The sequence below is a fragment of the Bifidobacterium sp. LH_491 genome (assembly GCF_056356495.1).
In genome coordinates this window covers 1,436,611-1,450,106 of sequence record NZ_JBKEUI010000001.1, presented here as the reverse complement: position 1 = coordinate 1,450,106, position 13,496 = coordinate 1,436,611, and the positions used below count along the sequence as shown (strand labels likewise).

The window sequence follows — 13,496 nt, the reverse complement described above, 5'->3', positions numbered from 1 at the left end:
GGAGTACATACGTGGATATGAGTGAGGATAAGCCTTTCCGTAAGACCGCTGCCGCTGATATTAGCGAGACGCCGCTGCATCCGCGTCGGCAGTCGCGCCGCATTATGGTCGGCCCCGTGCCGGTGGGTGGCGGGGCGCCTATTTCGGTACAGTCCATGACCAACACTCCTACGGTGGACATTGGCGCTACGTTGCAGCAGATTGCGGAATTGACCGCAGCCGGATGCGATATTGTGCGCGTGGCCGTGCCCAGTCAGGACGATGCCAATGCGCTGCCGATCATCGTGAAGCAGTCACCGATTCCCATCATTGCCGATATTCATTTCCAAAGTAAATATGTGTTTCAGGCGATTGATGCCGGTTGTGCGGCGGTGCGGGTGAATCCCGGCAATATCCGCAAGTTCTCACAGGTTGGACCGGATATTTGCAAGGCTGCCACGGATGCGGGTATTTCCTTGCGCATCGGCGTGAACGCCGGTTCGTTGGACAAGGATATCTACGCCAAATATGGCGGGCCAACTCCGGAAGCATTGGTAGCTTCCGCCATGCAGGAAGCGCGTATGTTCGAAGACGTGGGCTTCCATGATTTCAAGATTTCCGTGAAGCATCACGATCCGATCACTATGGTGCAGACGTATCGGTTGTTGGCGTCCAAGGGTGATTGGCCGCTGCATTTGGGCGTGACCGAAGCCGGACCCGCGTGGCAGGGCACTATTAAATCGTGCGTGGCGTTTGGTGCGTTGCTGGCCGAAGGCATTGGTGACACCATTCGCGTATCATTGTCGGCTCCTCCGGTGGAGGAAGTTAAGGTTGGCTGCAAGATTTTGGAATATCTGGGATTGCGCAAGCGCCATTTTGACATTATCTCCTGTCCGAGTTGCGGTCGTGCGCAAGTGGATGTGATCCAGCTTGCCCATGATGTCACGGAAGGGTTGAAGGGAATTACCGCACCGATTCGCGTGGCGGTTATGGGTTGCATTGTCAATGGTCCGGGCGAGGCGCGTGAGGCTGATTTGGGCGTGGCTTCCGGCAATGGCAAAGGACAGATTTTCATCAAGGGCGAGGTGGTCGCCACTGTACCCGAGGCGCAGATCGTCGATACATTGCTCGAACATGCGCAGCGCATTGCCGCCGAGATGGAGCGTGATGGCGCATGCGATGGTGAGCAGGGCAGTGGGCCGGTGGTGCTGCCGGTGGTGCGATAAGGCTTGCGCTGTTGGATAACGCTCTGTTCAGGTACGGTGGGTATGATGAACGCCGTGCCACCATCAACGTCGTCATTATCTTCGCGTAACCCTGACGGGCAAACCGATTGCGCCAATCAGTCCGATTGCGTATCGCCACAGTGCGCCACGCCGGAGCAGTTGGATGAGGCCCAGCAATCTAGTGCAACCGAGCGGTCAGGCAACCCTGCCTTGCCGTCGTGGAGCCGAGGCAAACGCCTGACGGTTAGTCTGCTCATATTCATTATGCTGCTGGGGGCGTTGATATTCGTGTCTAGAGCGACTACCGTGCCGTGGCGCAATGAGCCCACTGGTCAGACTATGGCTACGCTTGCCGCCGACACGTCGGTGACCTTCGACGATCCCGAGCATGTGATGACCGATGTGGGCGCCTATGACGTTACTTCGCGGTATATCACCATCAAGGCAGTGCGTCCATCCACGGGGGAAGTCCAGCGCATCCGCGTGCTGATTCGAGAGCCGGTCAATCCTGTGGGCAAAGTTCCCGGTGTGGTGTTTATGCATGGCGCAGGCTATGGCACCTGCGACAACTCGTTCGGCGATGTGGCCGAATCGATGGCGTCGGCGGGCATGGTCACTGCGGTTTTAGACAAACCGGTGTGGTCTACCAATGATCTGACCCGTGATTATCCGGGGTCGGCGGTGATCTACGACCAAGTGGTTCGTTACGTGCGAGGGTTGGATATGGTGGATGCTACTAAGGTAGGTATCTACGCCACTTCGGAGAGTACGTGGATTTCGGCGTATCTGCTGCGCGACGATCCCGACATTGCGTTCCAAGTGCTGCTCAGTCCCATGGTGTATTCGCCGCGGCACGCTCTGGGATTCTTGGCGGCGCAGGATTTTGCGTTGGTTGGGGCCAACGAGGGATATCAATCGATTGTCCGGCGCGTGTTCCATGTCGACAGTGACATGTTGGGACTGCATAATTTCGACATTGATACGTTATGGCCGCAGGCATATGCGGTTCCGACGCTGGTGGCGTACGGGTCCAAGGATGTGATGACTGCCCAGGTGCAGGGCGCGCAGCGGATTCTTGCCTTGGCGCGTCAGGCCGGCAATACGGATGTGACCATTCGCAGCTATGCGGTGGCTAACCATGTGCTGCGGCTAGGGGATGAATCGCAGTCGGGCACGCCGTTCGCCGATGCTTATATACACGATACCGTCGATTGGGTGGTGGGCACGACCCACGGGCTGCAACAGACTAGCGAGCGGGTAGCAGGCTCTGCGATATATCAGTCCATTGCGGTACCGATGGATTTGCGGCCGAGCCGTTCGCTGACGGTGTACGGACTGTGCCTGCATATTTCCACCGCCGTGCTCACCGTCCTGACCATCGTGGTGGCATTGGTGGCCTTGGGACGCAAGATACGCCGCGCGGCAACGCGTCGTGGGGCGGCGCTGGGTTTTACACATGGATTCGGTAATGCATTAGCGACGCTTACCATAGTCACGGTGGCGACGTTGGCCCTGTTTGCGGCCGGCTTGGGACAGGTCATTATGGGCGTGGTGAATCTGTCGTGGGGCGGTGCGCCAACCGACGATCCGGGCATGATGTATTGGAGTTGGCCAGTGATTCAAGTGGTGTGTACGCTGGTGGTATGGGCATGGTCGCGAGTGTTGGCTCGTCTGCTGGAAGTGGCCTGTCGGCGTGGCATCATTCAGTGGCCTCCGCGTAAAGGCGCGATCAGGGAAGTGGTGAGCGGCGAGCAACCAGTATTGGCATCCACACGGTTGGGTCGCGTGCTGTTTTGGATGACCGCCATCACCATGTTGCATGTGCTGTTGGTATTTGCGTTCTGGGGCATGTTTGTGTATTGATGCGATGGTGGGGATGATTGACGATCGGCCGCTGTGACGGCATATTGTTGATGGCGGCACATCGATGGTAACGACAGGGAGGTGACGATGGCACTGTATCGAGATGAAGCCGTGGTGTTGCGCACGGTCAAGCTCGGCGAAGCCGACCGTATCGTCACCATGCTGACCGAATCGCACGGCAAAGTACGCGCGGTGGCAAAAGGTGTGCGCCGCACTAAATCACGCTTTGGTGGCCGGCTTGAACCATTCATGCGGGTTGACGTGCTCATCGCCCAAGGGCGCTCGCTGGATGTGATTTCGCAGGCGGAGTCCCTGTCCGCTTATGCGGGTGCGATTTGCGCCGATTATGGCGTGTATGCGGCGGCGAATGCGGTGGTGGAGACGGCGAATATGGTGGTGAGCGCGGAGCATGAGCCGTCTCGTGAGCAGTATCGCTTGTTGCGGGGTGCGTTGCATGCTTTGGCAGCACATGCGCATGACGCGGATATGATTGGGGATTCTTACGTGATGCGGGCATTGGCATTGGCGGGTTGGACGCCACGGTTGCGGGCCTGCGTGGCGTGCGGTCGACTGTTGCCTGAACCGAGGGGGGACACACGGCGCGATACGGCCTCGCCAACCGGTTCATGGCATCGTGATGCATGGTATGTGTCCGCATCTGCGGGCGGCAGCATGTGCGCCACTGACCACATCTCTGGATCCCGACGCATGAGCGTGGCCGATATTTGGCAGTTGGACGCGCTAGTCGACGGGCGCTGGGCCTCGTTGGACGGCGTGGCGATGTCGGCTGCGGTGCGTGAGCTTGTCGAGGATTGGGGAGCGTATTATCTGGAGCGTCCCATTCGTTCGCTGCGCTTGTTAGATTCATGAGTATGGCTGTTGAACATATGGATTACACGTCGTTGGACATTCCTGCGGCGCCGTTTGCTGACCCGTCGCGCATTCCCCCGTTTCCCAAGGGTTCGGTGCCTCGGCATGTAGGCGTCATTATGGATGGCAACGGGCGTTGGGCGCAGGAGCGTGGCATGATTCGTACCGCTGGGCATCAGGCAGCCGAACCGGTGGTGTTCGACACCATTGCCGGCGCTATCGAGGCGGGCGTGCGGTATTTGAGCCTGTACACGTTTTCGACGGAGAATTGGAAACGCTCGCCGCAGGAGGTACGTTTCCTCATGGGCTTTTCGCGCGAGATCATTCACCGGCGCGTGGCGCAAATGGATGAGTGGGGCGTGCGCGTGCGGTGGTCGGGCCGCCGTCCGAAACTGTGGAAGTCGGTGATCGACGAGCTGGAAGTGGCGATGGAGCGCACCAAGCACAATAAGGTGATCGACGTGGTGTTCTGCATCAACTATGGTGGCCGTGCCGAAATCGCCGATGCCTGCGCCGCCATCGCGCGTCAGGTGCGTGACGGGCGTTTGTCTGGCGACCGCGTGACCGAAAAGATGATTGCGGAGCATTTGTACAATCCCGATATTCCTGACTGCGATCTGGTGATTCGCACGTCCGGCGAGCAGCGTACCAGTAATTTCCTGCCATGGGAGGCCGCGTACGCCGAGCTGGATTTCGTGCCGGAATTATTCCCCGATTGCGGTCGTGAGGTGCTGTGGCGTTCCATCGAGCATTATGTGCATCGTGACCGTCGTTTTGGCGGCGTCAAACGATAGGCGGTAGTGGCGGTCGTCGGTGATGTCTGCGGCGCCGCTGTCGGACCACGTCGGGCGGCATTGCCGGCAGGGTGCCGCATTGACGGCAGATGCGACGAGGGGCGGCCAGTCATTCGGTGTGACTGGCCGCCCCTCGTCGTTGGCGTTGTCTTCGCCGTCGTATATTCGACCGCAGCGTTACTCCAAGCCGATGGATCGCAGGTGATGCGCCACGCAGGAGGTGACCTGCATCGTGCCGGATTCGGCTATGGCGTACACGGCACGTGACCCTTCGCCCGGACAGCTGGTGGAGGTCAGCACATGCCGTTTGTCGTTAGGAAACCGTTAGTTTTCCATGCGGGTGCGTATGCGTCCCGTTAAATCGACGCTCTGCCTGTATGAACGTTTCTAGCATGGAAGTAAAGGCCGGCGCGGGTGCGTTCGGCCGTGTATGGGAAATGGAGGACGTCATGTTGGATGTCATCGTAGTCGTCGGCGTGGTGGTGGTGTTTGCCGCCATCGACGCATTGGCCAAGGCGGTGGATCGTCTATGAGCATGGTCTTGGATATTGCCGCCGCGGTACTGGCCGTGGCAGGCGTGGTGTATATGGCGTATGCGTTGCTGCGTCCGGAGCGGTTCTGATCTGCACCGAAGCGGGTCGAAGGGTGAATTGAGGCTGTAATGGTATATGCGTATGCGTTTGCCGCGGCGCTGCTGGTGTGCGTTGTGTTGGCGGCGGTGTATCGTCCGTTGGGCGATTATCTGGCGTGGACGTTCACCTCGCGTCGCCATTGGCGTGTGGAACGCTGGTGCTACCGGCTGATCGGCGTGGATGCCGAGCAGGGCCAGGCGTGGCGTTCCTATGTGCGCAGCGTGCTGGCGTTTTCGTTGATGGGTGTGTTGGTGCTGTACGCGCTGCAGCGTGTGCAGCAGTGGCTGCCGTGGTCGTTGGGACACAAGGCGGTCGATCCGCTGCTGGCGTTCAACACGGCGGTGTCGTTCGTGACCAACACCAACTGGCAGTCGTATAGTCCCGAAGCGACGCTGGGATACAGCGTGCAGCTGGCGGGATTGTGCGTGCAGAATTTCGTGTCCGCCGCCGTGGGCATCGCGGTCGCCGCCGCGCTGATCCGTGGTTTTGCCTGGCGTCGCCGCAGCGATATCGGCAACTTCTGGGTCGATATCGTGCGCATCATCGTGCGTGTGCTGCTGCCGTTGGCGTTTGTCGGCGCGATAGTGCTGATGGGACTCGGTGTGATTCAGACGTTCTCGTCGGGCACCACCGTCACCACGTTGGCGGGCGGCGAACAGTACATTCCTGGAGGCCCGGTGGCCTCGCAGGAAATCATCAAGGAATTGGGGACCAACGGAGGCGGCTTCTTCAATGCCAATGCCTCCCATCCGTTTGAAAACCCGAATGTGTGGACGAATCTTATCGAGATTCTCGCCATGCTGGTGATTCCCGTATCGCTGACCCGCGCCTTTGGACGTATGGTCGGCAATACGCGCCAGGGATTGGTGTTGGTCGCCGTAATGGCGGTGCTATGGATCGGTTCGTTCATGGCGTTGGTTGGTTTTGAATCCTTCGGTCACGATCCGGCCGTGGTGTTGGCCGGCGGTGCCATGGAAGGCAAGGAAACCCGATTTGGCATCGTATGGTCCAGCCTGTTCGGCACCACGTCCACGGGCACCTCCACTGGAGCGGTCAATTCCATGCACGACTCCTACACGGCATTGGGCGGCATGATGCTCATGCTCAATATGATGCTCGGCGAGGTGTCTCCCGGCGGCGTCGGCACCGGCATGTACGGCATGCTGGTCATGGCGTTGGTGGCCGTGTTCATCGCCGGTTTGTTGGTTGGCCGCACCCCCGAATACCTGGGCAAGAAGATCGGTCCGCGCCACATGAAGATCGCGTCGCTGTACTTCCTGGTCATGCCCGTGCTGGTATTGCTGGGCGTCGGCGGCTCCATGGCGATTCCCGCGGTACGCGACAGCGTGCAGGCGTCGATGCTCAACACCGGTTCGCACGGCCTGTCCGAAGTGGTGTACGCCTTCGTATCGGCGGCGAACAACAATGGTTCGGCCTTCGCGGGCCTGTCGGCCAACACACCGTGGCTGAACGTGATGCTGGCGCTCATGATGCTGCTGGGACGATTCATCCCCATCGTGTTGGTGCTGGCGCTCGCCGGGTCGTTGGCCCAGCAGGATGTGGTTCCCGAAACATCCGGCACGCTGCGTACCGACAATGGATTGTTCGTATTCTTGGTGATTTTTGTCATTATCGTGGTTTCCGCCCTGACGTTCTTCCCGACCTTGGCGTTGGGTCCGCTGGCGGAAGGATTGGTGGCGTAACATGGCTGCAACGAAAAATCCGGATGATGCTCGTCGTCCGAAGAAGTCCCGTTCGTTCGGGCATATGATGCTGGCGTCCCTGCCGGGAGCGGCCCGCAAGCTTGATCCGCGTGTGCAATGGCACAATCCGGTGATGTTCGTCGTGTGGGTGGGCGCGGTATTGCTCACCTTGCTCGCCGTCATGCAGCTGGTGTTCCCGCATGATGTGGCGTTGCGCGGCGGCGCGGACGTACCTGTGTACTTCACCTGGATCATCGCCGTATGGCTGTGGGCTACCGTATTGTTCGCCAACATGGCGGAGGCCATCGCCGAAGGCCGCGGCAAGGCGCAGGCCGATGCCTTGCGTAAAACCCGTAGCACCACGCCCGCCCGTCGGGTGCATGGCTACGATGCGCAGAACGATCCCGACGTGCGTTGCACGCCGGCGATCGAAGTGCCGTCCAGCGAATTGCAGATGGATGACGTGGTGATTGTGGAGGCTGGCGACCTGATTCCCGGAGACGGTGACATCATATCCGGCATCGCCTCCGTGGACGAGTCCGCGATCACCGGCGAATCCGCTCCCGTGATCCGCGAGGCCGGCGGCGACCGTTCGGCGGTAACCGGCGGCACCCGAGTGCTGTCCGACCGCATCATCGTGCGCATCACGCAAAAGCCCGGCGAAAGCTTCGTCGATAAGATGATCGCTTTGGTCGAAGGCGCAAACCGTCAGAAAACCCCGAACGAGATTGCCTTGGACGTGCTGCTCAGCTCGCTGACCATCATCTTCCTCGTCGTGGTGCTGACGCTCAATCCCATGGCCTCCACCCTGCACGCGTCGGTGTCGCTGACGGTGCTGGTGGCGCTGCTGGTGTGCCTGATCCCCACCACCATTGGTGCGCTGCTCAGTGCCATCGGCATCGCCGGCATGGACCGCATGGTGCAGCACAATGTGCTGGCCACCTCGGGGCGTGCCATCGAGGCCGCCGGAGATGTCACCACACTGCTGCTCGACAAAACCGGCACCATCACCTATGGTAACCGCCAGGCCAGCGCCTTCCATGCGCTGGGCGCGGTAAGCCACGAGGACATGGTGCACGCCGCGGCGTTGAGCTCCCTGGCCGACGCGACGCCTGAAGGCCAGTCTATCGTGGCGCTTGCCTCCAAGGAGGGATTGACCCCGCAGCGTGATCCGAAGGCGTTGGCCGTGGAATTTACGGCGCAAACCCGTATGTCCGGTATGGATTTGCCGGATGGTACCCGCATCCGCAAGGGTGCTGGTTCGGCTGTCGAACAGTGGATAGCGTCCGAGGGAGGCACCATTGCTCAGGAGGTGCTTGACCAGCTGCATCTGCAGGTGGAATCCGTCTCGAAGTCCGGTGGCACCCCGTTGGTGGTGGCGAAGCAGGAACCGGGCGGCGCCATTGACGTGATGGGCGTCGTCGAGCTCAAGGACGTAGTGAAGGAAGGCTTGCGCGAGCGTTTCGAAGATATGCGTCGCATGGGCATCCGCACGGTGATGGTGACCGGTGACAATCCGCTGACCGCCCAAGCCATCGCCAAGGAGGCGGGCGTCGATGATTTCATCGCGGAAGCCAAGCCCGAGGACAAGTTGGCCTATATCAAGGCCGAGCAGGCCAAGGGGCAGTTGGTGGCCATGACCGGTGACGGTACGAACGACGCTCCGGCCTTGGCGCAATCCGATGTCGGCATGGCGATGAATTCAGGTACGTCGGCGGCCAAGGAGGCTGGCAACATGGTCGATCTGGACTCCGATCCGACCAAGCTGATCGACGTGGTGCGCATCGGCAAGCAGCTGCTCATTACCCGAGGTGCGTTGACAACGTTCTCCATCGCCAACGATATCGCCAAATATTTCGCCATCATTCCGGCCATGTTCATGAATGCGTTCCCGGGATTGGGAGCGTTGAACATCATGGGATTGCATTCGCCGCTGTCGGCGGTGCTGTCCGCGATTATCTTCAATGCGCTGATCATCGTGGCCTTGGTGCCGCTGGCGTTGAAGGGCGTGAAGTACCGCGCGGAAAGCAGTGACCGTATCCTGTCGCGCAATCTGCGCATCTACGGATTGGGTGGTTTGGTCGCTCCGTTCGTCGGCATTTGGGTGATTGACTTGCTGGTTCGGCTTATTCCGGGCTTCTAAGTTCGACTGGATAGATGGCAAGGTAAGGAAAAGAGGCAGACATGAAATCATCGGTGGCATTGCAGTTGCGCAGTTGCCGTGCGGCGTTGCGCGCCATGGTGGTGTTCACGGTGGTGATCGGCGTGGGGTATACCGCGGCGGTGACTGCGGTCGGTCAGGTGGCGTTCCCCGAACAGGCGAACGGTTCGTTGGTGCGCGATGCGCAGGGCGAGGCGATTGGCTCGGCGTATATCGGCCAGTCGTTTACCGACGCCGATGGCAACGCGCTCCCGCAGTATTTCCAATCACGCCCCTCGGCGACGACGGATGCCGATGGCAACGCGCATCCCTATGACGGGGCGTCGTCCGGCGGTTCGAACTTGGGCGCTTCCGACAAGCGGCTGACCAAGCGCATCGAGCAGCTGCGCGAGAGCATCGCCCAGCGTGAGGGCGTCGAACCGGATCAGGTGCCGGCGGATGCAGTGACGGCTTCGGCATCGGGGTTGGATTATCAGATCAGCCCTGCCTATGCCGATATCCAGGTGGCGCGCGTGGCGCAGGCGCGAGGCTTGGAGGAAAGCCAGGTGCGTGACTTGGTCAAGCAGTACACTACCGGCCGTGGCCTGGGCTTTATCGGTGAGCCAGGAGTGAATGTGCTCAAGCTCAACACGGCATTGGATGCGTTGCAGCGGTAAATGCTCGGCGTGCCGACGGCTGTCATGGCATGATGGACATAACGGCCGTCGGCGCACGATGCGGGCGGTGCGGCGACGTGGTACACCAGTGATGCACGTGTCGTGCGAGGCGCGGATAAGGACGGTGATGGCATGGCAGTGGCCAAAGGTTCGTTGAAGGTGCTCATTGGCGCCGCTCCCGGAGTGGGCAAGACCTATGCCATGCTGCGTGAAGGTCATCGTTTGGTCGAGCAGGGCCGCGATGTGGCGATCGCCTTGTTGGAGACGCACGGGCGACAGGCCACCGGCGAGCAGGCGGAAGGCTTGGAGCGCATTGCCCTGCGTACGATGGAATACAAAGGTATGCGCCTGCAGGAAATGGATGTACGGCGGGTATTGGAGCGCCATCCTCAGGTGGCGTTGGTCGATGAATTGGCGCATACGAATGTGCCGGGCAGCGAACACGAGAAGCGTTGGCAGGACGTGCAGGAACTGGTGGCTGCCGGCATCGACGTCATCACCACCATCAATGTGCAGCATATCGAATCGTTGAATGATGTGGTTCGCCAGATTACCGGCAGCGAGCAGCGCGAGACGGTGCCCGATGTGGTGCTGCGCAACGCTGACCAGGTGGAGTTGGTGGATTTGCCGCCGCAGATGCTGCGCGAGCGGTTGTCGGCTGGGTTGGTGTATCCCTCGGATCGCGTTGACGCGGCATTGTCAAATTACTTCCGGGTAGGTAACCTTACCGCCCTGCGCGAGTTGGCCTTGCTATGGTTGGCGGGCAATGTGGACGAAGCCCTGCGCAAATACCGCGAGGAGCAGGATATCCACGCCAAGTGGGAGACGCGTGAACGTGTGGTGGTGTCCTTGTCGGGAGGTCCCGAGGGTGAGGCGCTGTTGCGTCGAGGCGCCCGTGTGGCGGCGCATTCCGGTGGCGGCGAATTGATTGCGGTGCATGTGACCAGTGCCGATGGTTTGCGTAGCGGGCGGGTGCGTCAGCTCGATGAACAGCGTGCGTTGGTCGAGCAATTGGGCGGCTCGTTCCATCAGGTGGTAGGCGAGGACATCGTCGAATCGGTGATTGAGTTCGCGCAGGCAGTGAACGCGACACAGATTATTGTAGGAGTATCATCGCGCAGCTCGTTAAGCCGCTATTTGGGGCGTCCTTCGGTGTCGCAGAATCTGGTGCGACATGCCGGTACCATCGATGTGCATATGGTGACGCACGATTATGTGGCCAAGGGATGGGCGCTGCCGCGCACGCATGGTGTGTTGCCGTGGAAACGTAAACTGTTGGGGTTGCTGTTTGCGGCGGTGACTTTGCCGATCCTGACGATGGCGCTGATGCGCAGTCAGGATGTCTATAGCTTGCCGCGCGATATTCTGGCCAACCAGTTGCTGGTGGTGATCGTTGCCACCATTGGCGGTGCGTTGCCGGCGGTGCTTACGGCTTTGGCCAGTGGTTTCATTATTGATTTTTGTTTTATCGAGCCTCTGGGCACTTTCCATATTTACGAGCGTTTTGGATTGATGTCGCTGGCGTTGTTCGTGGCGATTGCCTTGATCGTCAGCTATGTGGTCGACCGGGCGGAGCGTCGGTATGCCACTGCGCAGCGCGCACGTGCCGAGTCAGAGCTGCTGGCATCGATTTCCGGTTCGGTGCTGCGCAGCAAGGATCCGCTGCAGGCATTGGTGGATCGTATGCGCGAGGCTTTTGGGTTTTCGCATATTGTGATTACCCGCCAGGATGCGCCCAGCATCATCAGTGTGGCACCCGGCAAGGCGTTGACTGCGTTGGACGTGGACCGCGTGGGGGTGCAAGGCGCGACGGATGACGATACGTGCATGGTGTTTCCGCTCAACGACGGCAAGGCAACCTTGCGGGCGTACGGCAGTGATGTGGAGGCTAACGAGCAGCGCTTGCTCAACACCATCGTCACACAGGTGGATACTGTGTTGGAATATAACGATTTGGAGCAGCGTGCCAGCCAGATCGAACCATTGACGGCCGCGGATAACATCCGTCGTGCCTTGCTCAACGCCCTGAGTCATGATTTACGTCGTCCGCTGGCGTCGGCCACGGCCGCGGTCAGCGGTTTGCGCGAGGACCAGGGCAGGTTGCGGCCACAGGATGCGCGTGAGTTGCTGGATGTGGCGGCAGATGGTTTGCAGGACTTGTCTACGTTGGTGACGGATTTGTTGGACGTGAGCCGCTTGCGTGAGGATGCGCTGCCGATTTCCTTGGTGGCGACCGACCCTGAGTCGGTGATAGTGGCGGCGTTGGACGATGTGGATTTGGGCCCGTCGTTGGTGAGTTTGGACATCGATCCCGTGCCGTTGGTGTGTGCCGATCCGCCGTTGTTGCGGCGTGCGGTGGCGAATGTGTTGGCCAATGCGCAGCGCTTTACGCCGCACGGTGAGCGCGTGGGCATTTCGGTGAGTAGTTTCCGCTCCACGGTAGAGATTCGCGTGGTCGATCACGGTCCGGGTGTTGCCGACGAGCGCAAGGATATGATTTTCATGCCGTTCCAGCGTATCGGGGATACCGATAATACCGCTGGTCTGGGCCTGGGATTGGCCTTGTCGAAGGGCTTCGTCGAAGGCATGGGCGGTGTGCTGCGTGCCGAGGATACGCCGGGCGGCGGCCTGACCATGGTGATTGCCTTGCGGATTGCCGCGCAGGGCGTGGCGGTGGGCCAGCCGGTGAACATACCCGCGCATGATGCTGTGGAGGATACCTGGGATGTCGGTTCGCTGATTTTACCGCCGATGTGTGGAGCGCAGCTGCGTGTTCAGGAGGGTTCTGACGGCGAATCTACGGATGTTGAGACATCCAGTGAAGGGCTGGCTGATAAGCGAGACAGTGATGGCGAACCTGCCGAGGCGGGCGATATGACGACGGGAGGCACGCGCGATGAAGCTTTTGATCGCTGATGATGACCCGCAGTTCCTCAAGGCGCTGCGCATTACCTTGCATTCGCAGGGGTATGAGATTGTGACTGCTGGTGACGGCATCGAATGCATCGATAAGGCTGTGAAAGAACATCCCGACATGCTTATCGTCGATTTGGGCATGCCGCGCATGGACGGCATGCAGGTGATCGAGGGCGTGCGTGGATGGACGCAGGCGCCGATTTTGGTGGTATCGGGTCGTGCCGATGCGCGTGAGAAAGTACGGGCTTTGGATGCAGGTGCGGATGATTACGTCACTAAACCGGTGTCCATCGAGGAATTATTTGCACGTATCCGTGCATTGGCTCGGCGTGTGGTGCAGCAGCCCACCGCGGAGGCGAGTGACCCGGTGGTGCGGCTTGGCTCGGTGACGGTCGATCTGACGTCCCATACGGTGGTGCGTGCCGTACAGCGTCGTCAGATCCCCATCAAATTGACGCCCACCGAATGGAAGATGTTAGAGATTTTGGTACGCAACCGCGGCAAGTTGGTGACGCGACAGGATTTATTGACCCAGATTTGGGGCAGCGACCATATTAGCGACAGTGGCTATTTGCGCCTGTACATGTCGCAGTTGCGCAAGAAAATCGAAGCTGATCCCGCCCATCCCAAGTATTTGTGCACGGAGTCGGGCATGGGCTATCGTTTGGCGTGCGAGCCGGAAGGCAACGCCTAGCG

At 60.1% G+C, this 13,496-nt stretch carries 12 protein-coding genes; 11 read left to right on the top strand and 1 reads right to left on the bottom strand.

All coding sequences use genetic code 11. The features are described from left to right. Positions 1-17: 17 nt before the first annotated feature. From ispG to AC1AWK_RS05640, 4 genes are all read left to right on the top strand, one after another. The gene (gene ispG / locus AC1AWK_RS05655; protein ID WP_476568864.1) at positions 18-1,205 is read left to right on the top strand and encodes a flavodoxin-dependent (E)-4-hydroxy-3-methylbut-2-enyl-diphosphate synthase; all 1,188 of its coding nucleotides are present in this window, start codon (positions 18-20) and stop codon (positions 1,203-1,205) included. Positions 1,206-1,469: 264 nt separating this feature from the next. Continuing rightward, positions 1,470-3,068, top strand: coding sequence for an alpha/beta hydrolase family protein (locus AC1AWK_RS05650; protein WP_476569645.1), 1,599 nt, complete (start codon positions 1,470-1,472; stop codon positions 3,066-3,068). 87 nt (positions 3,069-3,155) lie between these two features. Continuing rightward, positions 3,156-3,938 carry a DNA repair protein RecO gene (recO, locus tag AC1AWK_RS05645; RefSeq protein ID WP_476568862.1) on the top strand — a complete coding sequence of 261 codons (783 nt, stop codon included), beginning with the start codon at positions 3,156-3,158 and terminating at the stop codon, positions 3,936-3,938. 2 nt (positions 3,939-3,940) lie between these two features. After that, positions 3,941-4,732, top strand: a complete 792-nt coding sequence (locus AC1AWK_RS05640) for an isoprenyl transferase (protein ID WP_476568860.1) — start codon at positions 3,941-3,943, stop codon at positions 4,730-4,732. 177 nt (positions 4,733-4,909) lie between these two features. Here AC1AWK_RS05640 and AC1AWK_RS05635 read toward each other — a convergent pair whose 3' ends face one another. Further along, complete coding sequence (locus AC1AWK_RS05635) at positions 4,910-5,032, bottom strand: hypothetical protein (protein WP_476568858.1); 123 nt, start codon at positions 5,030-5,032, stop codon at positions 4,910-4,912. 77 nt (positions 5,033-5,109) lie between these two features. Between AC1AWK_RS05635 and AC1AWK_RS05630 the strand changes: the two genes are divergently transcribed. From AC1AWK_RS05630 to AC1AWK_RS05600, 7 genes are all read left to right on the top strand, one after another. After that, entirely contained in the window at positions 5,110-5,265 is a 156-nt protein-coding gene (locus AC1AWK_RS05630) for a hypothetical protein (RefSeq protein ID WP_476568856.1), read from the top strand. After that, entirely contained in the window at positions 5,262-5,354 is a 93-nt protein-coding gene (kdpF, locus tag AC1AWK_RS05625; RefSeq protein WP_476568854.1) for a K(+)-transporting ATPase subunit F, read from the top strand. Before AC1AWK_RS05630 ends, kdpF begins: the two co-directional genes overlap by 4 nt. A gap of 39 nt (positions 5,355-5,393) precedes the next feature. Continuing rightward, positions 5,394-7,067: a potassium-transporting ATPase subunit KdpA gene (kdpA, locus tag AC1AWK_RS05620; RefSeq protein ID WP_476568852.1), complete on the top strand. Its 1,674-nt coding sequence runs from the start codon at positions 5,394-5,396 to the stop codon at positions 7,065-7,067. Position 7,068: 1 nt separating this feature from the next. Then, a complete protein-coding gene (gene kdpB, locus AC1AWK_RS05615) occupies positions 7,069-9,210 on the top strand; it encodes a potassium-transporting ATPase subunit KdpB (protein ID WP_476568850.1) in 2,142 nt (713 codons plus the stop codon). Between the two features lie 41 nt (positions 9,211-9,251). Continuing rightward, positions 9,252-9,884 (top strand): potassium-transporting ATPase subunit KdpC, encoded by a 633-nt coding sequence (kdpC, locus tag AC1AWK_RS05610; RefSeq protein ID WP_476568848.1) that lies wholly within the window; start codon positions 9,252-9,254, stop codon positions 9,882-9,884. A 132-nt stretch (positions 9,885-10,016) separates the two neighbouring features. Then, positions 10,017-12,800: an ATP-binding protein gene (locus AC1AWK_RS05605; RefSeq protein ID WP_476568846.1), complete on the top strand. Its 2,784-nt coding sequence runs from the start codon at positions 10,017-10,019 to the stop codon at positions 12,798-12,800. Continuing rightward, positions 12,781-13,494: a response regulator transcription factor gene (locus AC1AWK_RS05600; protein ID WP_476568844.1), complete on the top strand. Its 714-nt coding sequence runs from the start codon at positions 12,781-12,783 to the stop codon at positions 13,492-13,494. The genes AC1AWK_RS05605 and AC1AWK_RS05600 overlap by 20 nt, the downstream gene beginning before the upstream one ends. The last annotated feature ends 2 nt before the right edge of the window (positions 13,495-13,496 follow it).